Source organism: Negativibacillus massiliensis (assembly GCF_900148495.1).
Taxonomy (GTDB): domain Bacteria; phylum Bacillota; class Clostridia; order Oscillospirales; family Ruminococcaceae; genus Negativibacillus; species Negativibacillus massiliensis.
Genome location: NZ_FTRU01000007.1, coordinates 446,393 through 468,466 on the forward strand (window position 1 = coordinate 446,393; position 22,074 = coordinate 468,466).

At 45.1% G+C, this 22,074-nt stretch carries 26 protein-coding genes and 2 pseudogenes; 2 read left to right on the forward strand and 26 right to left on the reverse strand.

What is annotated here, in order from left to right; translation table 11 throughout:
* From BQ5375_RS04830 to BQ5375_RS04850, 5 genes are all read right to left on the reverse strand, one after another.
* Positions 1–786, reverse strand: coding sequence for an ABC transporter permease (locus BQ5375_RS04830; protein WP_076917519.1), 786 nt, complete (start codon positions 784–786; stop codon positions 1–3).
* Positions 779–1,705 carry an ABC transporter ATP-binding protein gene (locus BQ5375_RS04835; RefSeq protein WP_007860248.1) on the reverse strand — a complete coding sequence of 309 codons (927 nt, stop codon included), beginning with the start codon at positions 1,703–1,705 and terminating at the stop codon, positions 779–781. The genes BQ5375_RS04830 and BQ5375_RS04835 overlap by 8 nt, the downstream gene beginning before the upstream one ends.
* Before the next feature lie 135 nt (positions 1,706–1,840).
* Positions 1,841–2,758, reverse strand: a complete 918-nt coding sequence (locus BQ5375_RS04840) for a sensor histidine kinase (RefSeq protein ID WP_076917520.1) — start codon at positions 2,756–2,758, stop codon at positions 1,841–1,843.
* A gap of 5 nt (positions 2,759–2,763) precedes the next feature.
* Positions 2,764–3,456 carry a response regulator transcription factor gene (locus BQ5375_RS04845; protein ID WP_007860251.1) on the reverse strand — a complete coding sequence of 231 codons (693 nt, stop codon included), beginning with the start codon at positions 3,454–3,456 and terminating at the stop codon, positions 2,764–2,766.
* Positions 3,449–3,637: a helix-turn-helix domain-containing protein gene (locus tag BQ5375_RS04850; RefSeq protein ID WP_007860253.1), complete on the reverse strand. Its 189-nt coding sequence runs from the start codon at positions 3,635–3,637 to the stop codon at positions 3,449–3,451. The genes BQ5375_RS04845 and BQ5375_RS04850 overlap by 8 nt, the downstream gene beginning before the upstream one ends.
* 144 nt (positions 3,638–3,781) lie before the next feature.
* Here BQ5375_RS04850 and BQ5375_RS04855 point away from each other — a divergent pair, with 144 nt between their 5' ends.
* A complete protein-coding gene (locus tag BQ5375_RS04855) occupies positions 3,782–4,150 on the forward strand; it encodes a helix-turn-helix transcriptional regulator (RefSeq protein WP_007860255.1) in 369 nt (122 codons plus the stop codon).
* A 27-nt stretch (positions 4,151–4,177) separates the two neighbouring features.
* On the opposite strand, the gene BQ5375_RS04860 is transcribed toward BQ5375_RS04855, so the two are convergent.
* The 21 genes and pseudogenes from BQ5375_RS04860 to BQ5375_RS04975 all read right to left on the reverse strand — a co-directional run bounded on the left by BQ5375_RS04860 (position 4,178) and on the right by BQ5375_RS04975 (position 21,325).
* The gene (locus BQ5375_RS04860; RefSeq protein ID WP_007860257.1) at positions 4,178–4,477 is read right to left on the reverse strand and encodes a hypothetical protein; all 300 of its coding nucleotides are present in this window, start codon (positions 4,475–4,477) and stop codon (positions 4,178–4,180) included.
* A 16-nt stretch (positions 4,478–4,493) separates the two neighbouring features.
* On the reverse strand, positions 4,494–4,847 hold the full coding sequence (locus BQ5375_RS04865; protein WP_007860259.1) for a TnpV protein: 354 nt from the start codon (positions 4,845–4,847) through the stop codon (positions 4,494–4,496).
* 26 nt (positions 4,848–4,873) lie between these two features.
* Entirely contained in the window at positions 4,874–6,754 is a 1,881-nt protein-coding gene (locus tag BQ5375_RS04870) for a recombinase family protein (protein ID WP_007860261.1), read from the reverse strand.
* Between the two features lie 90 nt (positions 6,755–6,844).
* Positions 6,845–7,069, reverse strand: a pseudogene (locus BQ5375_RS14650) (VirD4-like conjugal transfer protein, CD1115 family); the annotation flags it as partial.
* A 133-nt stretch (positions 7,070–7,202) separates the two neighbouring features.
* Positions 7,203–9,113: a group II intron reverse transcriptase/maturase gene (gene ltrA, locus BQ5375_RS04880; protein WP_076917521.1), complete on the reverse strand. Its 1,911-nt coding sequence runs from the start codon at positions 9,111–9,113 to the stop codon at positions 7,203–7,205.
* Between the two features lie 691 nt (positions 9,114–9,804).
* Positions 9,805–10,536 (reverse strand): annotated as a pseudogene (locus BQ5375_RS04890) (type IV secretory system conjugative DNA transfer family protein); the annotation flags it as partial.
* Positions 10,536–11,018, reverse strand: coding sequence for a PcfB family protein (locus tag BQ5375_RS04895; protein ID WP_076917523.1), 483 nt, complete (start codon positions 11,016–11,018; stop codon positions 10,536–10,538). The pseudogene BQ5375_RS04890 and the gene BQ5375_RS04895, both read right to left, overlap by 1 nt.
* A 34-nt stretch (positions 11,019–11,052) precedes the next feature.
* On the reverse strand, positions 11,053–11,367 hold the full coding sequence (locus BQ5375_RS04900) for a DUF5720 family protein (protein WP_076917524.1): 315 nt from the start codon (positions 11,365–11,367) through the stop codon (positions 11,053–11,055).
* A gap of 9 nt (positions 11,368–11,376) precedes the next feature.
* The gene (locus tag BQ5375_RS04905; RefSeq protein WP_076917525.1) at positions 11,377–12,018 is read right to left on the reverse strand and encodes a DUF3846 domain-containing protein; all 642 of its coding nucleotides are present in this window, start codon (positions 12,016–12,018) and stop codon (positions 11,377–11,379) included.
* Positions 12,019–12,072: 54 nt separating this feature from the next.
* Positions 12,073–12,588: a hypothetical protein gene (locus tag BQ5375_RS04910; protein ID WP_076917526.1), complete on the reverse strand. Its 516-nt coding sequence runs from the start codon at positions 12,586–12,588 to the stop codon at positions 12,073–12,075.
* A gap of 11 nt (positions 12,589–12,599) precedes the next feature.
* Complete coding sequence (locus tag BQ5375_RS04915; RefSeq protein WP_076917527.1) at positions 12,600–13,526, reverse strand: ParB/RepB/Spo0J family partition protein; 927 nt, start codon at positions 13,524–13,526, stop codon at positions 12,600–12,602.
* Positions 13,483–14,310 (reverse strand): ParA family protein, encoded by an 828-nt coding sequence (locus BQ5375_RS04920; RefSeq protein WP_076917528.1) that lies wholly within the window; start codon positions 14,308–14,310, stop codon positions 13,483–13,485. The genes BQ5375_RS04915 and BQ5375_RS04920 overlap by 44 nt, the downstream gene beginning before the upstream one ends.
* 41 nt (positions 14,311–14,351) lie before the next feature.
* Positions 14,352–15,251, reverse strand: a complete 900-nt coding sequence (locus BQ5375_RS04925) for a DUF6017 domain-containing protein (protein WP_076917529.1) — start codon at positions 15,249–15,251, stop codon at positions 14,352–14,354.
* Positions 15,252–15,439: 188 nt separating this feature from the next.
* Positions 15,440–15,664 carry a hypothetical protein gene (locus BQ5375_RS14180; protein ID WP_076917531.1) on the reverse strand — a complete coding sequence of 75 codons (225 nt, stop codon included), beginning with the start codon at positions 15,662–15,664 and terminating at the stop codon, positions 15,440–15,442.
* 854 nt (positions 15,665–16,518) lie between these two features.
* The gene (locus BQ5375_RS04945) at positions 16,519–16,824 is read right to left on the reverse strand and encodes a hypothetical protein (RefSeq protein WP_002304425.1); all 306 of its coding nucleotides are present in this window, start codon (positions 16,822–16,824) and stop codon (positions 16,519–16,521) included.
* An 85-nt stretch (positions 16,825–16,909) separates the two neighbouring features.
* A complete protein-coding gene (locus BQ5375_RS04950) occupies positions 16,910–18,283 on the reverse strand; it encodes a site-specific integrase (protein ID WP_002304423.1) in 1,374 nt (457 codons plus the stop codon).
* A gap of 4 nt (positions 18,284–18,287) precedes the next feature.
* Complete coding sequence (locus tag BQ5375_RS04955; protein WP_002304420.1) at positions 18,288–18,911, reverse strand: helix-turn-helix domain-containing protein; 624 nt, start codon at positions 18,909–18,911, stop codon at positions 18,288–18,290.
* A gap of 117 nt (positions 18,912–19,028) precedes the next feature.
* A complete protein-coding gene (locus tag BQ5375_RS04960; protein WP_002304418.1) occupies positions 19,029–19,265 on the reverse strand; it encodes a helix-turn-helix domain-containing protein in 237 nt (78 codons plus the stop codon).
* Positions 19,266–19,271: 6 nt separating this feature from the next.
* Positions 19,272–19,679 (reverse strand): type II toxin-antitoxin system PemK/MazF family toxin, encoded by a 408-nt coding sequence (locus BQ5375_RS04965; protein WP_002578938.1) that lies wholly within the window; start codon positions 19,677–19,679, stop codon positions 19,272–19,274.
* A 514-nt stretch (positions 19,680–20,193) separates the two neighbouring features.
* Positions 20,194–20,499: a helix-turn-helix transcriptional regulator gene (locus BQ5375_RS04970; protein WP_002304413.1), complete on the reverse strand. Its 306-nt coding sequence runs from the start codon at positions 20,497–20,499 to the stop codon at positions 20,194–20,196.
* Between the two features lie 262 nt (positions 20,500–20,761).
* Entirely contained in the window at positions 20,762–21,325 is a 564-nt protein-coding gene (locus tag BQ5375_RS04975; protein ID WP_002304412.1) for a hypothetical protein, read from the reverse strand.
* Positions 21,326–21,611: 286 nt separating this feature from the next.
* Here BQ5375_RS04975 and BQ5375_RS04980 point away from each other — a divergent pair, with 286 nt between their 5' ends.
* Entirely contained in the window at positions 21,612–22,061 is a 450-nt protein-coding gene (locus tag BQ5375_RS04980) for a helix-turn-helix domain-containing protein (protein WP_002304411.1), read from the forward strand.
* Positions 22,062–22,074: the final 13 nt, after the last annotated feature.

Below are 22,074 nucleotides of genomic sequence, written 5' to 3' on the forward strand. Positions count from 1 at the left end.
TTATTCCCCCCTCTGTTTATATAATCTGTCAATCAGTAAGAACGAAACTAATGCCATAATCCCAAGAATGAATACAACTTGAAATGTTGAAGGAATTAGCCCTGCCATTTGCTCCAAGTCCATTTTTATTCCATGAGCCGCCATATCTCCTGCACTCCAAAATGTAGTCAGCGGCGTGGGCAGAAGCCATAACATGGTTTTAGGCAGTGTGTCAAACAATGCAGTAGCACTCATGTTCAGAACACTGTAAAAGACACACAGTAAAATGGAAAAAACATAGGTCTTACTAAAAAAGACAACAAGGACAATCAACGGGAGTGTTCCTGCCGTAATGAAAATTCCTGTTTCAACCGCTAAAAACAATTTATAGCCTATTCCATAAACTTCTAATGTTCCAAATCCACAGAGAATTGTTGCCAGCGTAGAAGCTACACAAAAGATAATTCCAAAGAGAAAGAGGACAATAATCTTTGCAAGTACCATTTGCGTACTGGTTACGGGAATTGTACGCAGATTTTTGAATGTATCGTTGTCGCGTTCCATAAAGAACAGGATAGCGGCAATCACTCCGATAATGCAGGGCAGTAAAAACTGGATACCATACCCCAGCACCATATTAAAAAGTCCATCAAAAGCATCTGCCTGATCCGTATATCGCTCCATCATAGAAGGCGTTGTCATCAGATAAGTCAGCGGGATTGGAAACAGGAAAGCAGCCAGAATAATCAGCGGAATAAATTTCTTCCGTTTCAATTTCAAAAATTCGCATTTGATTAGTTTAAGCAATTCCTTCGCCCCCTGTCACACGCTTGAAGTAATCTTCAAGACTTTCTTCACAAGTATGCGCCTCCGATACCTCCAATCCGTTTTCTACAAAGGCAGTTACAATTTTCCCAACAGGCAGATCAAGGTTGTGCAGGCGCAGATTGTGGTCGTCCTGTATAGAGAAATGATTTTCATGGAAATTGCGTTCCAAAATTCTTGCCGCCTGTGCAGTATCCGAAAGCGTAAAACGGATATGCTTACTGCTTTTTTGCTCCAGCTCAGCAAGGCTTTCTTCTTCCAGCAATGCTCCGTGGTCGATAATTCCAATATCGTCAGCCAGCAAGGAAATCTCCGAAAGAATGTGACTGGAAATCAAAATGGTTTTTCCTCTTGCGTCGCAAAGCTCCCGAATAAAGGAGCGTACTTCTGCAATACCGATGGGATCGAGACCGTTGATCGGCTCATCCAAAATTAAAAGTTCCGGATCGTGCATAACAGCAAGAGCGATGGCAAGCCGCTGCTTCATACCAAGAGAATACTGTGAAAAGAGCTTTTTATCTTTGTAGGGCAGTCCTACCAGATCCAGAGCGTCTTTGATGGCATGATTGTTTGGTACGCCCCGCAGGGTAGCAAAGATACGCAGGTTCTCTGTGCCGGTCAGGTTGGGATAAAAGCCGGGGGACTCGATCAGACTGCCAATACGGGGCAGCAACTTCTTTTCATTCCCCTGTAAAGACTTTCCCCAGATTTTGACCTCCCCGGAAGTCGGCTTCGTTAAGCCCAACAACATTTTCATGGTAGTGGTTTTTCCGGCTCCGTTTCTGCCCAGCAGACCATAAATTCTCCCACGCTTCACATGGATATTTAAGTCAGCCACACTCTTTTGAGAGCCGTATTGCTTCGTCAGATTTTTTGTTTCAATGATGTAATTTGTATCCATATTCAAAACCTCCTGTTCTGTAAGGTATTCTATCACGCCAACCTTGCATTAACCTTGCCGCAACCTTGCATTAACCTTGCAATTTGAAATCCGGCAAAAATGACAAAGGTTCCCGCCATAAAGACGGGAACCCGCTTAAATCTCCAAAGGAAAAAGCAACATAAATTCAGTTCCTTCTCCCGGAAAACTTTCAACTGTTATGCTTCCACCCATCTTTTCTACAAGCTGATGGACAATAGAAAGGCCAAGTCCGCTACCTTTTTCGGAGCGTCCTTTATCACATTTATAAAGCCGTTCAAAAATGTGTTTCAAATCGTCTTTTTCAATCCCTACACCATTATCCGCCAGCAGCAGCTCCATGTGATTTCCCTGCTTTGACAGGGCAATTTTAATTTTGTCCGCATGGCTGTGAGCAATTACATTTTGAATGAGATTATTGATGATCCTCATATAGCTGTCCATATCCAATCTTACCCGGACAGGCTGTTCAGGAATATCAATGTCATAATCAACCTGTTTATCCTCAAAAATCGGTATCCAGTCGATCAGGATATTTCTTGTCAGCTCTGCGGCCTCAAGGCTCTGGATCTCCAAAGCAAACTCGTTGGAATTTAACTTGAACCAGTCAAAAAGCACATCAATATATTCTTTCAGATCGTGGGCCTTCCGGCGGGCGGTTTCGATATAGTCATCCCGGTCTTTTCCCGTGACAAGCCCTTTGTGTGCGGCGTCAAGATACCCAATCAGAGTGGTAAGGGGTGTCCGGACATCATGGGAAAGGCTCGTCATAAGCTGGCGGTTGGTTTCCTCTGTCTGCCGGACAATCGAAAGTCTGCTTTCATAGGCCACAACGATCTCATTGATTTCATAGGCAAGAGGGGCTGTCAGTTCATTTGTTGCAGACAGAATACGCCGATTGCCATTTCCGTTTTTCACATCAACCAACACATTGGTCATTTCTGCTATTTGTTTTTTTACACGCTGAACTAAAACAATGGAAGTCAACACAGCCCCAATAGCAATCACAACGGACAAGAAAACGATGATTTCCATGCTGGCTACACCTCCTTATTAAACCGGTAGCCAATCCCTTTGACCGTTTGTATATACTTTGGGCTTGAAGGATTGACTTCTAATTTTTTACGAAGCCGACTGATGATCGCCATAATGTTGCTGTCGTCATAGAAATATTCTTCACCCCATACTTCCTCATAAATCTGCTGTTTGGTCAAAATTTTTCCTTGATGCTTTGCACAGTACAGGAGCAGATCAAATTCCTTTGGCGGAAGTTCAAAAGTGCCGTTTGCCGTCGTAACAGAACGATTTTCAAGGTCAATCTGCAATCCGTCAAAATCCAGTTTTTGCACAGCTCCGGCTTGCTGATTAAAGCGAGTGTAGCGGCGAATGAGAGAAACAATTCGGGCAATCAGTTCGTCCATATCAAACGGTTTTGTCAGATAATCGTCCGCCCCAGCCCGTAATCCCCGCACTTTAGAAATGCTGTCATTTTTGGATGTAAACATCAAAATCGGCAGGCTGTTCTCTTTGCGGATTTCTTCCAGCGTTTCAAAACCATCCATACCGGGCATCATCACATCCAGCACCACAAGCTGATACTCCTGGTCTTTTAATTTCTGCAAGCCCTCTTTTCCGGTATTACAAAAATCAGCTTCTATATGTTCCGATTGTACGCTGCGTTTAATCAAAGCGCACAGTTCTCTGTCATCATCTATAATCAAAATTTTATTCATGGCGCAGTTCCTTTCCTTGTTTTGTCCGACCATCAATCGGCTTCTCCGCAGTTTTTGGGAGAAGCCAAACACCAGCCATTTTCACAGCGCCGGGGATACGCCCTCCGGCGCAATAATAATTTACCCTACGAGGTGTTACGCCCCATTTCTCGGCGGCCTCTTTCAATGTCATATAGTCCATTTCGCACCTCCATAGGATATATTATAGTTCTCTTTCTCGAACAATGCAAGAAACGAAATATGAATTATAAACTTCAACTAACCTGCATATAGCAACATTCCACGGGCAAAGTATGAATTATACAATGTAACCGGGTGATGTTATATGGCGAAAGTTGAAGATTGTCCCGGTTTTGAAACCTTCGGCGCAGATGTCAAAGCCGCACGAGAGGCAAAGCGTCTGGCACGAAAAACATTGGCAGAAATGGTTGGGATTGAATGGCGGTATCTTGCCAACATTGAGAATCAAGGTGCGATTCCGAGCCTGCCTGTGATGATCCAGTTGATTAAGATCTGCGGACTTCCTGTGGAACGGTATTTTAACCCGGAGATCATGCGGGAAGAAAGCGAACAGCGGCAACGGGTCAGCCACAAGCTGAAGCTTTGCCCTGAAGAATACCTGCCGATTATCGAAGGTGCCATAGACGGGGCGCTCAAAATGGAACACACTGCGAAGCAGAAGGAGGACGCATAATCGCGGCCTCCTTCTGGCGTTTCTATATCAAGTTTCCCGGCACTTTTCCCAAAGTTCCCGGCACCTCTGCTGGATTTCTCCGGTTTCTGTCACAGTCAGCTCGCGGTCATTTCCGGTAATCTTATCTTCCAGAAAGTTGGCGTATGTACCCAACAAAGCGTTCCGTAAATCCTCCGGAGTTTTCTGTATTTCGGCGCTGTACCAGTCATTCCGGTGAGGTTCCCATGCCATCAATGTATAACCGTGGCTGGTCTGCACCACCTCATACAGAGGATCATCATCCAGATATGCCTGAAACACTTTCAAAACCTTTTCAAAGGTCAGCATTTCCCGCACCTCCCATTCAGCTGCAAATCAGTTCCCTGATTAAAATTTCCTCAATCTGTGCCGTTAATGTGTTCATCAGCCCCACCCAACGCATAGGATCACAGGCTTTCAGTTCCTCCGTGACACCCGCAGCCTCCATCATGTGAGGTAACATGGTGTCCATACGCTCCTGCGCTGTCCGGTCAATCTCTAACAGGTGTGGATACAACTTCTCGCTCATCAGCAGTTGGTTGTAGAGAATAGGACGATGTTCCTTCAGGTAGGATTTTCGCATCCTGCCGTACTTGCCGATAGAAGTTTCCGGCTGTTCAGAAAGTTTTAGGTTGGGTATATCATAATCTCCACAACGAATGTAAGTCAACTTATTCATATTCATGCTCCTTTGCTCCGTGATGGTTAAACCGCTGCGCTGGCTGCTATGCTGCCTTTGCGCGGTTCTTCTTTAGGCAGCTGGCTAACAGTAGAATAAACGCCTTTTTTCATGTCCTCAGCCCGGATCAGGGATTTCTTAGCGTCCATTTCCGCTTTTTTCTTCGCCTTGATTTTGTCCTCATATCGTTTTTGTGCGCCGCTGGCTTTCCGCTTCAAATAGTTCTGATGAAGCCTGTCCTTGCGTTCTTCTTTTTTCCGCAGTTCTTCCTGTTCCTCCGTGGTTAAAGGAACCGGCTGTAAGGATGGTGGAATATAGCGTCCTAAAAAATTAAAGTAGATTTCAATTTCCTGCGTGGTATCCTGACTGCCTTTTCGGGAGCGTTCATGGACAAGGATTTTCTCTACAAACTCGTTGAGCATGGTATTTGTCAGCGTGTCAAAATTCTCGTACTTATCAATCAGGGCTATAAATTTCTCTGCTGATTTCTGGCTCTGCTCATAGCCGGTAACAGCCTTTTCCAACTCCGCAATTTCAATCTCAAGTGTGTCCTGCTCTTTGGCATACTGTGCATCAAGCGCCTTATATCGTGTATCCGGCAGCTTGCCGAGGGCGTTATCCTCATAGATTTTGCAAATCAGTTTTTCCAGTTCTCCGGCTCTCTTTTGGGCAGTAGCCAGACGCCTGCGCTTTTTCGATATATCGGCACTCTGTTGAGCAACCTGCGTCTCCTGAACAGTGTGAATAAATTCCGTCCGGTCATTTCTCGAATATTCAGCGATAGCCCGGAGTGTGTCGGAAACCAATGTCAGAACAGCACTCTCATTGATACGGTGTTGTGTAAGGCATAGTGTCCCACACGGAACTTTGGTATAATTGGAACAGGTATATTGAGAAATCCGCTTGCCATTGTTGGTGCGGTGGACATACATCTTGCCGCCACAATCGGCACAATAGAGTAAGCCTGTGAGGGGAGCTGCTTCGCCCCAGCCGTTTGGATAACGCCGTACATTGCTGCGGATTTTCTGCACCAGATCAAAGGTCTGCTGGTCGATAATGGCTTCATGGGTATTCTCAAAGATCGTCCACTCGTCCTCAGAAACATAGTGGCTTTTCTTGTCCTTAAAGTGCTTGCGGGTCTTGAAATTGATGGTGTGCCCCAAATACTCTCGTTTTTTCAAAATGTTCACGATGGTAGATGATCCCCATCCATAGGGGTCTTTGACCGGCTTTGAACGGTTCACACCCTCGTTGAAGCGGGCAAGGTGTACGACAGGAATTTCAATCCGGTCTGCGGATAATTTGCAGGCGATCTGATAAGGCCCATATCCCTCCAGCGTGAGGGAAAAGATACGGCGTACCACTTCGGCGGCTTCCTCATCTACCAGCCAATGTTCCCGCTTTTCATCCCACAAGTAGCCGTAAATCACGGTGCCTGTCAGGTGCTTACCGCTCATGCCTTTTGACTTAAACACAGAGCGGATTTTCCGGCTGGTATCACGGGCGTAAAATTCATTCATGATGTTGCGGAACGGGGTAAAATCGTCATCGCCTTTCAGACTGTCCACACCGTCGTTGATGGCGATCAGCCGAACTCCACGCTGCCGCAAAACCTCCATGACCTGACCGACCTTCAGATAGTCGCGCCCCAACCGGCTCATGTCCTTGATGACGATTGCCTCTACACGCCCTGCCTCCACTTCCTCCATCATCGCCAAAAATCCAGGGCGGTCAAAACGGGTGCCTGAGATACCGTCATCGGTAAAGTGCGTAGGGTTTGGCAGTCCATTCCGGCGGGCAAAATCCTCTAACATCTGTTTTTGGTTGGATATGGAATTGCTCTCGCCCTGTAACTCATCGTCCCGGCTCAGGCGCTCGTACAGTGGGGTGATTTTTTCGTTTCTCATAGCTGTACCTCCTGAAACAAAAATGCTCTAAGTGATTGCTTCACTAACCATGACAAAATCATGATTAAGAAGTCACTTAGAGCATATATCACCGGCAGCCAGTTTGTACTTCTTGTACTGACGAACCGCAAAATGATTTGGCTTTTTCTTTTCCAGAGCTTCAAACATCAGATCAACAGGGTTTTGGAACTCCTCATCGTCCTCACGCACCTCCATTGCGTTTAAGAACTCAATCAGAGTTGAGAAGTTCTGTTCCTCAACCGGAGCTTCGTAGTGGATATAGCCGATCAGGGCGCAGTACAGAAGTGTTTCTGCTTATAGTGATAGGTAATCCTTTGAGGTTATCGCCGGATTTTCCCCCACTCCACACCGGACATGCGACTTTCACCGCATCCGGCGTTCCATCGGTTGTTTTCACAAGCATTTAATCAATCTCCAAATGAAAATATTATATTTCTATTGCTGACAAACCAGCCTGCTCACGCAAACTGTTCACTTTTAACATCAGTTCCTTTGTCGCCTTGAAAGTATCAGCTATCGCTTTCAGCTCATTTTGCGGACAATCTTGCAGAAGCGGAAGAAATCTCTCGTGGAACAAAATCATATTCTGATAGCGTTCCTTACCGCCCATTTCTGCCGGAGTTTTTAGCCAACATACTATTTCAGCCGCATTTTCAAAAAGTTCTCCGCATAATGCACATTTTCCACGCTGAGCAGAAAATAATGAAATCCTGCTGTCTGTGAGTTCTGTGCTTCGACCACCAGACGGTTGGCTTCTCAAACCAGTCAGAACAAATGAGTTTAGACTTAGGTTCGTGTGTATCAATGCCCGCCCGTCAGCCGTGTAACTGCATACTGCCGTTTTCTTCGCCATTGGTATCTTGTTCTTGATGTAAGCAATAGGGTAGATTGGTTGGTCGATTCCTGATACATACCGCACCATTGCCGACTTTCCAAACCGTTCCTTTTCGCTCTGGGTCATAGTGCCGCCCTCACGAACAAGTTTGCACCCGGTTTCTGTATTGAGCCGATTTGTTAAAACCGTCATAACCTGCCTATGGATTTTCCTGCAATCAATGCTGATACAGGTAGCAAGCTGATAATAATTCTGTATTCCAAGAACCATTGAATTGTATATCCGTATTTCGTCCAAAGGTCTTTTTCCCTCGGACGGTCTGGCAATTCGTTTTGCTTGCTCCACCAGTTTTTGGCGTTCCAGCTCTAACTTTTTGTCGCAGATGTGGGATTGCACGATGTACTTATTGCTTTTCGGTCTGACCCGTATCTTGAATCCGAGAAATTCTGAATAGCGTTTTCTGACATTGACTATCCTTGTTTTCTCCGGCGATACTTCGAGCCTCAACCTCTCGGTTATCCACTCCGTTACAGCTTCTTTTGTTCTCAGAGCGTCCTCTTTGTTCCGACAGAAGATTCTAAAATCATCTGCATACCGCACGATATACATTTCTTTCAGACCCGTTTTCCTCATTTTGAGAAATGCTTTGCTCCGGTCAAAAGTAATCGAGTTTCCGATTTTTCTCTCATACCCGTATTCCTTTACAAGTGGGTGGTTCTGCCATTGGCTCTCTATCCATTTATCCAACTCATTCAACACGATATTGGCAAGCAGTGGTGAAATGATACCACCCTGCGGCGTGCCCCGGTCTGGAATGATAGTAGAGCCGTCCGGCATTTTAATCGGTGCTTTCAGAATCCGCTTGATAATAAAAATCAACTGCTTATCATGTATTCCCAATGCCCATATTTGCCGCACCAACTTACTGTGATTTACATTATCGAAAAAGCCTTTAATGTCAAACTCAATCACATAGTGCAGATTCATGCGTTGGAGCATGGTGTAGGTTCTCTGCATTGCGTGTTCAACGGAACGGTTTGGACGAAATCCATAACTGTTATCGCTGAATTTTGCTTCGCAGATTGGTTCCAGAACCTGCTTGATACATTGCTGTATCAGTCTGTCCCAGATACAGGGAATGCCTAACGGGCGAGTTTTTCCGTTTGGTTTTGGAATGTCTTTGCGTCTGACCGGCTTTGGACGGTATCCGTGCTGACTTCCTGTGACAATAAACCTCACTTTCTCAACAACTGTTTCGGGCGGCAAACACCCGATGTCACTGATGTTTTTGTTGTCTGTTCCTGCTGTGTAGCTTCCTCCGTTTGCTTTGATGTTTCGATATGCCAGAAGAATGTTGTCCCGACTAAGTATCATATCCATAAGGTCGGTAAAAGTATCTCCGTCCATACTTCGGCGATAAAGTTCGTCAAAGGATGGTTGCATACCGTAATACTCGGCGTGTCGTAAATCATCTACACATAGATTTTTGCTTTTCTTTGGCATAAGGCATCACCTCCTTTTGCGAAAGTGACCCTTTTGGTCTTACTCGAATCCTTATGTTGGATTGAATAATGCCTGCTTATTCCAACCGACTTGTGACCATTCCTCCACTCTCATTACAAGAGTTTCACAGGTTCAATCACTACTTTTCAGCAACAGTTCGTCTGCTTATTGTTCTTCGCCAGACTATTCCTTGCGGAATCTGCTGCCTTTCCTCGTTCCGATAGTTCTATCTGTACATACATACCCTTAGGTTCCTGCTATAGACCTGCCGGCTTGCCTGTGCCTGTAACACAGCATGGTCGTTCGTAGGGCAAATTTCTACTAAACCACACCGACTGCGCTTTAACGCACCCACGCATTTCTGCGTGGTCTTCTTTTAGACCTGTACATTCGCAGGTTCGTCAGTCCGCCCGCCAAAGCGAACATTCTAACCATAGGTATCTTGTAGACCCTCGGCTTATAGGTAACACAGTCTGCCTCCAGACCGCTTTCGACCACTTTAGGCAGTGGTTACGGTTACTCTCAGCCTTTGTCATGGGGCTTCGTACACAAGCCATTACAGCCAATGCACGCCCATCAAGGGTAGGCGTTTCAGAGCGTTACCCCGTCATTCCACCTATCAAACTACCAGTTCTCCGAACAACGGAAAACCGTTGCTCGTGCGCAGACTTTTTACCGTCTGCGAACGAGTCGCACTCGTCCAGAACTCGTCACCGGCTTTACCATCGCCCTTGGTGTTCGCAATCAGCGTAGTCACCAGTTTCAGAATGTCTTTCTCTGAGTGGATATAGGCGAATGGGTTGTAGTGCATCGACTTCTTAAAGTTGATGGTGTTGAAAATCTTGATGTTGTAGTTGTGCTTCAACAGGGCATTTCCGCACTCAATGACGATACTGCCCTTGGGGTCTGTGACCACATAGCTGCTGTGCATCTGGAGCAGATTAGGTTTCAGCCAGAACCTTGTTTTACCTGAACCTGAACCACCGATAATCAGTACGTTCTTATTTCTGGCATTAGCGGGATTCTTCGGTCGATTGGACATCATCAGCCTTTCCGTCTTGGTCAGGATAATGTTGTCCTCAAACTTCTGATCCATGAACGGCTCAATATCTTTGGCAGTACCCCAACGGGCAGAGCCGTATTCTTCGTTATGACGGTACTTCTTTGCGTTCTTGCCTTTCATATAGACAGCAAGGCGCAATCCCGCACCGAAGATGATACCGACCACCAAATCCAGAGGATGAAAGCTCGGTAAAGGATTGCTCAGAGCCACCATGAAGGTATCAAAAAAGCCGAGGAGTTTTGCAGACATATCTGCACCCTCGGCTAATCGCCACGCTTCACCCAAGTTGGTTGCGAACAGTCCCAACAGGATATACGGGATATTCAGGATCAGGAGCTTTTTGATGTTTACATTCTTCATCACAAATCACGCTCCTGTTTCTTTTCTCGAACCTTCTTAGGAATAGCAGCGACAATCTCTTTGAACTTTTTCAGCTGTGCCAGAACGCTCGGTTTCTTATCCTTCGTCAAAGCCCTCGCCTGATGTTCCTTGCAGATAGCATCCAGGGCATCTGCATCCTTGGATCGGACAAAGACCAGATAACGGGGAGGATCAACGGACTTATCTTTTCTTACGGCAAAGTCCACGCCGTATTTCTTGGCGAGTCGTTCAAAATCCTTAATACCGCTTTTGTCGATCTCGACATTAGTGGCACCCTGATTCTGAGATAACAGCTGTTTCACAGACTGTTTTCCGTGAACAGCGGGGTCTTTTGCTTTCATCGCCTTTGCTTTTTCTCGGTGCTGCAAATACTTGCGAATACCGGCGACGATAGTTCGTCCAGTCAGCTTCGTTGTGCTGATAGCGAGATTTATCGTCCTGTTTTCAACTTCTTCCTGCATGAATCATCACCTCCTGCAAGCAGTAGAGTGAGGGTCATCGTGCCATATCTCTGCGGTCGTAATACAGATTGCCCTTGGCAACTGCCGCATGGCTGATAATCTTGATGTCACCGGCTTTCTGATGTTCCAGAGCTTTCTGATAGCCAACCTCCCCCAGAAACAGGCGGGTTCGTTCTCCCTTATCTCCAACAGGGGAATTGTGTGTCAGTACATCGAAGATAATCATGTGCTTGGTGTTTTCATCGAAACGAGCCAAATCCAGATAGGTGTGACCCTTGTATTCTTTTGCACCGTCCAGAATGCGGCGGCGTTCCATCAAATCCGCAATAGTGGAACCTCTTTTTTCCATAGTCCCTCCTTACAGTGAATCTCTGTCGTGGTTACTCTTATGCGGAATGGGAGCATCTTTGGCGGGTGCATCAGCTTTCTTCACCTTATCGTCAGGCAAAGGCATAGCCATGATACTGCGCCCCAGACGGACAAACATTTCAGGCTGATGGAAGTGTTCTTCATATTTCTTCATCAGCTCGGGGGAAAGGGAACTGAAATCTTCCTCACCCAGACCTACTACCAGAAAATCACCGGCAACAATGTCGTACATATTGCCATCTTCATCACGCAAGGCACGATTCAGGTCTTTTCCCATCATCTTGCCATCATCGTCCATGATAAGGGCAACAGGATCTTCGTAGGGATAGACCGCTTGAATGTCACCACCCACAGCTTTCTGTAAATCCTCCAACTCACAGCCAATCTGCACGGGCTGGGGATACATATTAGGGCGAATCAGAAGCACATCCATCATGGGAGCCTGTTCATGTTGAATCTCACGCTCTGCTTCAGTTCCAAACTCCACGCCGGTAAAGTTCTCGGCATCCAGAATATACTCGGAATTGTAGTAGGCAGCTTTAACCTGTTCTTCCGCAGCATCACGGGATTCAGCTTCCACCGTTACCGTCTTTTCCAAGGTCTCGGTGATTTTTACATCGTATTCCTTCAAGTTGCGTTACCTCCATTTCTTTGAAAATAAGAAAAGCGACCATCCACGAACCTCTTACAGTTCATAAATAGTCGCTTCATGCTCCCACTGAGATACGCACATGGATTCCAATTCCTCAATCAGTTCCTCAGGCGTAAAGAACAGATCATCTCGGCTTTCAACCTGTTTCTTGAATACACGATAGTCAGAAGTGTAACCAGTATCATCAGGGCCGACAAACATAGTTACGCAGCGAACGATTGCAAAACTCATGTCCTCTAAGAACCACAGTTCTGTTTCGTACATGATCTTTGCACAGTCCAAAACGGCCTGATCCACATCAGAGATAAGCAAACAGGCTCTCTGATTGAAAAGTTCCAGACCTCGATAGTCAAAGGACTTATCATAGCCGCCATCAACAGAATACTGATATACAGTCTGCATAGCCCCTCTCAGAGCAATACATACCTCAGGCATACAAAGCCCACCGGCATAGCCGATTTCTTCCTCATCATAACCCTCGTAATCATCGGGTTCAAACAGTTCAAACAGCCAGTCGATTGCCTTACTCATTTCTTTTTCGCTAAACATCGGTTATCACCTTACCTTTCCATAGATTTTTCTCGTTTCTTCTGCCATTGCTCAAGCAGCTGAATGATTTTATCCTCCATCTGCTTGTTGGTATAGGATTTGGGGAAATATTTTCTCAGGGCATCCGTTTTGAAAGTTACCTTGCCTTGTTCCTCCTTTTTGATTTCATTCATAATGTCGCACATAGCATCCAGAGTACACTCGCCCTCCTGAGCGAGTTTTTTTATTCTCTGTGCCTGTGAAAGAGAAGGCGTAGTCTGGGCATAGTCCATGGCAGAAAGAAAATCCTGCTGTTCTTCTCTCGCAAGATAGGAGAGTTCTACCGCAGGATTGAATTTCAGTTGTCCGTTATCCACCATATCCAACAGTTCGGGAATGAGTTCTGTCAGACGGATATAGCGTTGAACTGTTGCACGACTCTGACCTGCTTCATCAGCTACAATTTGGTCACTTCTCAACTTCGTCTCAAATTGAGACGAAGTTAAATCCGCCCTTGACCCTTGGTGCTTGATGGCGTCCATCTTCATCCTATACGCAAATGCTCTTTCACTCGGAAGGATGCTTTCACGTTGCAAATTGGCATCGACCATTAAAATAATAGCGGCATCATCATCCATGTCACGGACAATGACCGGCATAGTCTCTTTACCTGCAAGCTCAGATGCACGATGTCGCCTGTGACCGGAAATGATTTCATAGCCACCGTAAGGGTCAGGACGAACAATAGCGGGAGTAAGAACACCGAAGTCTCGGACGCTCTCAGCCGTTTTCATCATTTCCTCATCGTCTACCACTCGGAACGGATGTCCCTCAAAGGGGTGTAACTCAGAAAGCGGAATTTCCTGTACTCGTTCCTGCTTGGCTTCAGCTCGTGACTGGTCTGTTGAGAAAATATCATCGTACCCCTTCAAGCTGATGTTTGCGCCTTTTTTCTGCATTGCGTAACACCTCCTTCGTCAGAACTTTATAGGCTTCGGCAACTTTGCCTTTGGGATCATGCTTAAAGATACTGGTTCCCTCGGCGCTGATTTCCTCTGCACGGACAGAACGGGGAATGTCTGTCTTGTAGACCTTCAGCTTACCACCGTAGCTTTCACGGATAAGGTTGCTGATGTCTTTGGAATAATTTGTTCTGCTGTCCACCATCGTCAGAAGAATACCTTCGATTTTCAGCTTGGGATTGATCTGTCTTTTGACCTTGTTGACGGTTTCGAGCAACTGTTCCAAGCCCTTTGCGGGAAGATACGCCGCCTGAACAGGTATCAGCACATTGTCGGCAGCTGCCAACGCATTTACAGTCAGCATACCCAGAGAGGGCATACAGTCCAGAAGGATGAAATCATAATTCTGTTTGACTGTATCCAGGTACTGACGGAGAATGGTTTCTCGGCTCATGGCGTTTACCAGAGAAACCTCCAAGCCAGACAATTCGATATTGGCGGGCATATAGTCCACACCTTCGGGATGTCGCAGGATTCCTTCTCCTGGAGCAATCGGCTTCTCCGTGATGATCTTTCCCATCATATCCGAAAGGGTAGGTGACAACTCATCAGGATATGGGTTCCCAAGGCTGACGGTTAAGGATGCCTGGGGATCTGTGTCTACTAACAGAACCTTTTTACCCTCCATAGCCAATCCGACACCTAAGTTTTCACAGGTTGTTGTCTTACCCGTGCCGCCTTTTTGGTTTACTACTGCGATGACGGTCGCTTTTTTCGACAATTCTTGTCACCTCGCTTTCTTCTTTTGATTTGCTTCAATTCTTACCACCTCCCTCCAAGTTTTCCCGAAGCCATATCATGCCTTACTTGTGCATCATAGTGGGCATCTATGGTGTACGGGGCATTGTATATCGAAGCAAGTAGATACTGCTTGATATTGCGAACCTCTGTTGTGTTCTCTTTGAAACGATCTATTACAAACCTGATGTGTTCAGAATCCAGTTTCATAAAGGTACTTCGGACGATTTCTACCGGCTTATCATCGCTGGCTATTCGTATCTGTTTACGGTTGCTGCACATCACTTCAACGATAAGTCTGAGAATCAGTTCAAGAATTTCTTCATCATGCCGGAAGTCCTGCTTCAGATATTCCATCTCAAGCTGATCGTAAAAATACTCATAATACCGGGTGAACTCTCCGGTCCCGTCGGCTTCCTGTCCGTGAAAAACGGAAGAAAGGAAAGGATCAGTATCACTAAATTCAGTATTTTTAATATCAGTATTATTACATTGTGATTTTGGCAGTTCTTGAGTTGTGATTTTCATTGTTCCAGAATTGTGATTTTCACAATTCAAGAGTTGTGAATCCACAGCAGAAATAAAGTTCTTCACATAGATCAGATTGGGTTTTCCCAACCCCTGACGTTTTCGCTCGATCAATCCTGCTTTCTTCTCAAGTTCGCTGAGTAGCTTTATAGCCTTTTGTTCAGCGCAGTTCAAAGCCGACTTTGCTTCGTCGATTGTGAAGATGATATATACACGACCGTTTTCATCTATCCATCCATTCCTGGCAGATAAACTCATGCGATCAAGCAATATACCGTACAACATCTTGGCATCGGCAGAGATGTTCCAAAATCTCTCGTTCGTGAATAACACCTTCGGAACTCGATAGAATGTGAACAGTTCAGATTGCTGACCGTAGAAGTAATCATACGTCACTCATTTTCACCACCTCTTTCTGCGGGAAATTTTCTTTTTTCAGAGGGGATCTGCGGAATGTCGTGTCTTTTAATCCATACGGACAGCGGACGAAATAACAGGAACGATACCTCCAGCGAGGTTGATGATACTCACAATCTCGACAGCTTTTGGGCTTTTGGCAACGGACACGCTCATACTCATACATATCAACGCACCCCCACTTCCTTCAAAATCTTCTTGGTACACCAACCGATGCAGGGATGATCTCGACCATAAGGGCAACCATCACATTCGGACTTCGGTTTTTGGGGTGCAGAGATTAAGTAGTAGCATTTATCTTCACCCAGACAGCAGCCCTTTTTGTTATTTCTCCAGAAATGGCAGTAACGGCAGTCGTTTGGCTTGTCGGGGGAATAAGAAATCTTACTCAAAAATCAAACCTCCAATCTTTTTAGATTTACCCGTGGATTTGGGCATAAAAAAAGAGCGTCTATCCATCCCCAATGCGGGGCAAATAGACGCTCTATGTACGAGGTAATATTCAATTTTATCTGCTATAACGGGGTGATACTTAAAACATCCGCCTTTTGCAATTAGCAAGAATTTTAGCACGATTTTGGGGCTGATTAGCAGGAAGGGCATTTTCATTAGCAAAAACAGCCTTTTTTCTGCTAATCATTAGCAGAAATTTTTGTCTTATAACAGTAGTTCGATTTTTTAGGGCTTGTCAAAAATCAGAATTTGGAGTAAAATTCAGAACCATGATTTAGACACAGTAAGGGGAAGCTGTTGGGATGAAAAAAGCCGAAAACCCTTGAAAACAAAGGCTTTCGGCGTTGTTAGCTGGCGTCCCAAAGAGGACTTGAACCTCCGACCCCACGCTTAGGAGTAGACCCGATACGACATCGGGAAGTGGCATCTAATGCTTAAAAATGCTTGGAAATACAAGGTTTTTCAGCATTTCAAATCCCATCTGATACTACGCTGTGATAGCTAATTCAGAGGGATTTTACACCGTCCGATTGGCTCGAAATTAGCAAGTCTTTCGATTTTTGGTGGACGTTGCAAGTGCAAGTAAATGTCACTATGTAACTTCTCGTGATGCGAAATGATAGGAAATCCTATTCATTCTCGTGTGAGGGTGCGGGTGTCCTTAGACACAGATTTCAGTCTGTTTTATATATCATTTCAAAATGAATTTTTCAACCAGAATTATTAAGAATTTCAAAGGTTTTTCAGACTCAATGATTCTATGTAATTTAGACCCGCCGAAGCAGGTCTTTTTTTATTTCAGCATAATCTCTCTATCCTCAGCGCCGAGCATATAAGCACCCTTGGCAAAAGCATCCCTTGCAAGAAGCTCTGCTACATCAACCCTATCGAACAGCATCCATATTTCTTTCTCTTTCGGAGTCAGTTCATGGCTATGGTCAAACAAATGCTCAAGTCCCAATCCTTCAAGCAATGCCGACTTTGCTGCTTTGTATTCCTCAGCTCTGCCAACATATTCGTCGTTCCTTTCCTTGGAAAATGCCTCGATATTGTCAGCTCTCAGATGCTCGTAATACTCGTCCATAAAGATTCTATCCATACTCGTTGACCTCCATAACAAAAAAATAAGGGCAGACCCTTTTACAGCTATTGTAGCTATGTAAAAGGATCTGCCCTTGCAGTTACTATAATGTTTTTGCCAGCGACTTCAGGAGTGCTGCCATTTCCGGATTTTGCAGAAGCTTCAGAAGAAGTTCTTTATCATCAGCGGAGCTTTCCGTTGCGGCTGGTTGAACCGGCTCAGGCGTTGCCTGTCTGCCTGAGTAGAACGCAGCTTCCATTCTTTCAGCGTTCAGTCTGCGGTCATCGTCGATGATATGGGAGTAAACATCCGCTACCATCTTGACCTGTGCATGACCGGAATCGCCTTGAACGGATTTCATATCGCCGCCGTTCAGCTTCAGCTTGTAAGTGATACTGGAATGTCGGAGACTATGGAAAACCACTTTCGGCAGTCCCTTCTCCTCAATCAGCTTATTGAAAGCACGGTTGATAACCTGCCCCTCAATCGGCTTGCCATTGGAAGAACAGAAAACCAGATTGAAGTCTACGAACTCGTCACCGAAAAGGTCTTTCAGTTCTTCGATGTCAGCCTTTCGCTGTACCAACATTTCCGCTACGGTTTTCGGTAAGAACACCTTGCGGACACTTGTTTTGGTCTTAGGAGTTTTGAGAACCAATGCGGTATGCGTACTGGCGAAGGTCGGTGGGAACTTGAACATGATGTCCTTACCGTCCAGATCTGCCATCGCTTCACGATTTACTCTCTGCAACTCCTTTTCAACGAAGATGCTTGCCTGACCAAGTTCAATACTGGTGGGGGAAATGTCAATACAGTCCCAGGTAAGCCCCAGAAGCTCGCCCATTCGCAGGGAACAGGAGAAGGCAAGGTTAATAGCCAGACGAAGAATATCATCGTCACAGGCTTCCAGAGCCTTCTGGAGCACTTCTGCTGTCCAGATATCCCTGGTCTTGTGTTCTTCTTTCGGCAGCGTAGCGTGCTCCACAGGGTTTCTGGTCATCAATTCCCACTTGACCGCTTGATTGAAAGCATTTCGCAATGTCTTGTGAACCTCTCGGACAGTATGCGGAGTCAGATATTCTGTACGGGCTTTTACATACTTAGAAGAAACCGCTTTGACAGAAAGCAAATCTCGGTAATACTTGTCCATGATTCTCGGCGTGACATCCTCCAGCTTCATATCACCGATGAGGGGACGAATATAGTTTGCAATCAGGCTCTTTCTGCTTTCATAGGTAGACATCGCCCAGGTGTTCACACCATAGATTGACATATACTCATCCAAAAGATCATTGACGGTTTTAGCAGAAGGGGGAATAAAGGTTCCGGACTCCTGCTCATATTCAACCTGCAACTTCCTTTTCTTTGCTTCGGCATTCGTTTCAAAGGTTTCCCACTTCTGACGCTTGTTGCCGTTCTCATCGGTGTATGTATAAACCACAGAATACTTCTTTTTTCTCTTAACGATAGATGCCATGTAATCAGCTCCTTTCCTGTCTATCTTCCGCTAACTGGTAGCGGGTCTGATTGTGATACCATTTTTCAAAGCTCTCTTTGGTAGCTCGCTTATACCTGCCAACCTTGATAAGCTCAAAATCTTCATTGGCAACGATATAGTAAATGGTCTGACGATGTACCCCAAGCATTCTTGCCATTTCCGGCAGACCGTAGGTGGATGCCATAATATCTGCATCCAGTTCCTGATCCTCTACCGTGCGGTAATCGGTTTGAGAAGCATACCATCTTTCAAAGCTCTCCTTTGTCACTCTGCGCTTGCCCAGGACATCGACCACATCAAAATGCCCTTTGGCAACCAGTTCGTAAGCAGTCGCTTCTTTCAGCCCAAGGCGCTGTCCAAGCTCCTCCATTGAATATGTAGTTTTCTTCAATTCCTCGCCGGGAGGGGTTCCATCGACCTTCTGGTATTTGAACTGATTGGCATACCATTCTTCAAAGCTGTCGATCATCACCCTCATGGTGTTGCCGACAAGAATGGTTTTGAAGTAATTCTTCTTAATGAGCCAGTATGACTCCGTTTTACCAAGACCGAGCATCCTGCCCATTTCCAGAACAGACATACTCGTGCGTTTTCTCATTTCCGCCATCGTACAACCTCCTATGTAAAAAATGTAGCCATGTGTTTCTTGTCATGGCTACATTTTATCGAACTCTCAATATGTTTTGAAGTTTGTCGCCGGGTTGTACGACGCCCTTGACAAATCTTACATTTGATGATCCAACCACTCATCAAAACTCTTTTTGGAGATTCTGATACTGCCACCGATGCGGACGCTATGGAAAACTTTCTTTTTCACAAGGTTGTATGCGCTGGTTCTGCTGATGCCCAGAATATCCTGAATCTCATCAACCGTATAGGTTCTCTTATCAAACTGAACTGCGTTAGCAGCCATCGCTTCTTCGGTGCGCTGATTCATGGCAGCGATTCTTTCTTCAAACATTTATGTTCACTCCTTCGCTCTCTTTGCTTTATGTTTTGGGGAACGCTTTTTCAGCTGTTCCATTGCCAGGCTGACAGATAAGGCTTTCTCAATCGCTACCATTTCACGGGGCGTTACCTTACCTAAGTAATTATCAATCCTGCTTTTATCAATGGTACGAATCTGTTCCAGCTGAACAACGGACGCTTCTTTGAATGCAGGATTGTCGTAAATAACAAAGTGCGTCGGCATATTCGCTTTCTTATGGATTCTGGTGGTGACCGTTGCCACAATCAATGTGGGAGCGTGTTTATTACCGGTATCGTTCTGAATGACGATAACCGGACGGATGCCGCCTTGTTCCGACCCAACTACCGGGTCCAGCTTGGCGCAATAAATATCACCACGGCAATATACCCAATTTTCTTTCATCATGTGCCATGACCTCCTTTCGTTGGCTATGTAATAACTGACTGCCAGAAAGGAATCAGGCAGTCAGTCCAAAAGTCTATGTGTCCCATATTTGCCACGCACCCCTGGGAAAGAGGGCTTACGCCCTCAGGGAATCACCGAACGACTGATTGCGAATCAGTTCCATAGGAATCTAACCTCTGCCGGGTTCTCCGCCAGCTCCGTAGAGAAGTATCTTTAATCCTGTTGCTTTCATGGCCGTATTGGGAGCAACCCAATATTTACAAGCCAGTATTGATCGCTGGCATCGGGAGAGAGACAAGCGCTTAATTTATAGAAGAAAGTCGTTCTGTTTCTCTATCCGATACGTCTCGGCGTACCGCTGATGTGGCTGATGCTCTCGCACCGGCAACAGGAACGTATTCGATGACTGTGTATTCAGTTTTCAAGGATCAAGCAGCCGATTTTCTTTGGCTGTATCTAAATTGTACCTGTTCCTCATGCAAGTTTTTATTGCCTCGTAGGTATAGTTTTGAGGTTATTCACGACCTAAAAATATGTAATCAAGGGTTGTCTCAAAGCGCACAACCAGTTCGATTGCCAAATCAATAGAGATACCTCTGTTGCCGGTTTCAATTCGTGCAATGGTGTTTGCGGCAACACCTAACTGCTCCGCAAGCTGTTCCTGTGTAAGCCCATGTTCCTTTCTCAAGGCTTTAATTCTTTTTCCGCTTTCAACCAAGTCGTAATACATTTTCGTTCCTCCGTGTTTTTGAATTTGTGAAGTTGCAAAATCAAAAACAGCGGGAGGAGATCGTGCCCGATTCTCAATACCCTTTGCCATCTGCCTGTCCTCCTTGCAGGCATAAAAAAAGAGCCGGAGTAAATTACTCCAAGCTCTCGTTCATGCCTTTGTGTTAATTATGGGGGAAAATAGGCAGGTATAAAAAAAGCCCCGTACCCATTACAGGCACGAGGCGTAACTCTCTCTATTCAATTTTATGCCGCTATCTCCCAGCATAGCCATTTTAACACTGGACAAGTCGGACTTTCAGTAGGGGAACCGTCGTATTTTCATCGGATTTTAGTCGGACTAAAATCCTGTCTTAGCATTCACAATAACACAATGCTTCTTCCTCCCGGGCACTTTCCAGGAAATCTTTCAATTTAGGAATGGCTGTTCCCCAAAGTGACAGACCAAATAACAGTATCGCTTCTTTCTTTCGGTCATAGTAGGTGCTGCGTTCCATATTCAAAACCTCCAGCATTTCTGATTCCCTGTACTTGAAGCGGTTGAGATATGCCTTTGAGATAATCTCACAGTACAGAGCGCCTTTATCTGGATATTCTCTGATTTTCAACATAGCCATATCTACCAGTTCAATGATCCACTTTGTCTCAAATAAGCTGCGAATGCGTTCTTCAAATCGTTCTCTCGCTTCATCCGGAGCAAAGTTCTCCAGATAAATCAATGCACCATCTAAGCTGTCACCGTAAGTACAAATAAGGGTATCACATACATCATTCGCACGATCAATGGTAGACCAGCACACCTCTCGATATATGGATAAAATCAGCTTTGCTCTTTCATACAGAACCTTCTCGTCAATGTTCTGCATCCGGCAAAGCATTCGAATACTGCTTAATACCTGTGTATTATATCTGCTCATTCAGAATCTCCTTTCAGCCTAATCCATAAAATAAGAATTCCTTTCTAACTCCTGTCACTTGGCTAAAGGGAAACAAATACCATGGGACAAGAATGACTATAACTTCCGATATTTGATTAAAATAACAGAAGTGAAATCGGAAGTTCTTGACTTTATAAAAGTTCCGATATATAATTAAGTGGAATTAAAACTTCTGTTATGATTCTTATTATAGCATTTTCCAGAAGTTTGTCAACAAATAATCGGAAGTTACGAATAAATATTTTTTGAAAGGAAGGATACTACCATGACATTTGGAGAAAAAATTAAAGAAGCTCGTTTGGCTATGAACCTATCTCAAACGGAGCTTGCCCAGATGACCGGCATTTCCGAAAGATCCCTTTACACCTATGAGCAGCTCGGAACACTCCCCAGAAAAAGCAACATCAGAAAACTTGCTGAAGCACTGCATATCTCTGTGTCCTATCTTTTGGACGAATCTGAAACGGATAGCCAGAGCCATATAGATCAGGATATGTTTATTTTAGAGGCAAAGGAAAACTTCGGTTCAAAAGGAGCAAAAGAAGCTCAGGAAGTGTTGGGTCGTGTAAATTCTCTGTTTGCCGGTGGAGAATTGGACGAGGACGCAAAAGATGTATTCTTCCAGGCGATTATGTCAGTTTATATGGACTCTAAGAAAACAGCACGGGAAAAGTACACTCCGAAGAAATACAGAAAGCATAAAGATAAAGAGTAAAATCCTCAAGCAC

Excerpts from the sequence above, each read along its gene's own strand:
- BQ5375_RS04945 (WP_002304425.1), bottom strand. The coding sequence starts at position 16,824 with ATGGATAGAATCTTTATGGACGAGTATTACGAGCATCTGAGAGCTGAC.
- BQ5375_RS04855 (WP_007860255.1), top strand. The coding sequence starts at position 3,782 with ATGGCGAAAGTTGAAGATTGTCCCGGTTTTGAAACCTTCGGCGCAGAT.
- BQ5375_RS04840 (WP_076917520.1), bottom strand. The coding sequence starts at position 2,758 with ATGGAAATCATCGTTTTCTTGTCCGTTGTGATTGCTATTGGGGCTGTG.
- BQ5375_RS04850 (WP_007860253.1), bottom strand. The coding sequence starts at position 3,637 with ATGGACTATATGACATTGAAAGAGGCCGCCGAGAAATGGGGCGTAACA.
- BQ5375_RS04970 (WP_002304413.1), bottom strand. The coding sequence starts at position 20,499 with ATGGCAAAGGGTATTGAGAATCGGGCACGATCTCCTCCCGCTGTTTTT.
- BQ5375_RS04915 (WP_076917527.1), bottom strand. The coding sequence starts at position 13,526 with ATGCAGAAAAAAGGCGCAAACATCAGCTTGAAGGGGTACGATGATATT.
- BQ5375_RS04870 (WP_007860261.1), bottom strand. The coding sequence starts at position 6,754 with ATGAGAAACGAAAAAATCACCCCACTGTACGAGCGCCTGAGCCGGGAC.
- BQ5375_RS04910 (WP_076917526.1), bottom strand. The coding sequence starts at position 12,588 with ATGTTTAGCGAAAAAGAAATGAGTAAGGCAATCGACTGGCTGTTTGAA.
- BQ5375_RS04845 (WP_007860251.1), bottom strand. The coding sequence starts at position 3,456 with ATGAATAAAATTTTGATTATAGATGATGACAGAGAACTGTGCGCTTTG.
- ltrA (WP_076917521.1), bottom strand. The coding sequence starts at position 9,113 with ATGCCAAAGAAAAGCAAAAATCTATGTGTAGATGATTTACGACACGCC.
- BQ5375_RS04955 (WP_002304420.1), bottom strand. The coding sequence starts at position 18,911 with ATGGCGGAAATGAGAAAACGCACGAGTATGTCTGTTCTGGAAATGGGC.
- BQ5375_RS04895 (WP_076917523.1), bottom strand. The coding sequence starts at position 11,018 with ATGCAGGAAGAAGTTGAAAACAGGACGATAAATCTCGCTATCAGCACA.
- BQ5375_RS04950 (WP_002304423.1), bottom strand. The coding sequence starts at position 18,283 with ATGGCATCTATCGTTAAGAGAAAAAAGAAGTATTCTGTGGTTTATACA.
- BQ5375_RS04900 (WP_076917524.1), bottom strand. The coding sequence starts at position 11,367 with ATGGAAAAAAGAGGTTCCACTATTGCGGATTTGATGGAACGCCGCCGC.
- BQ5375_RS04960 (WP_002304418.1), bottom strand. The coding sequence starts at position 19,265 with ATGTTTGAAGAAAGAATCGCTGCCATGAATCAGCGCACCGAAGAAGCG.
- BQ5375_RS04865 (WP_007860259.1), bottom strand. The coding sequence starts at position 4,847 with ATGAATAAGTTGACTTACATTCGTTGTGGAGATTATGATATACCCAAC.
- BQ5375_RS04975 (WP_002304412.1), bottom strand. The coding sequence starts at position 21,325 with ATGAGCAGATATAATACACAGGTATTAAGCAGTATTCGAATGCTTTGC.
- BQ5375_RS04980 (WP_002304411.1), top strand. The coding sequence starts at position 21,612 with ATGACATTTGGAGAAAAAATTAAAGAAGCTCGTTTGGCTATGAACCTA.
- BQ5375_RS04860 (WP_007860257.1), bottom strand. The coding sequence starts at position 4,477 with ATGCTGACCTTTGAAAAGGTTTTGAAAGTGTTTCAGGCATATCTGGAT.
- BQ5375_RS04835 (WP_007860248.1), bottom strand. The coding sequence starts at position 1,705 with ATGGATACAAATTACATCATTGAAACAAAAAATCTGACGAAGCAATAC.
- BQ5375_RS04965 (WP_002578938.1), bottom strand. The coding sequence starts at position 19,679 with ATGATGAAAGAAAATTGGGTATATTGCCGTGGTGATATTTATTGCGCC.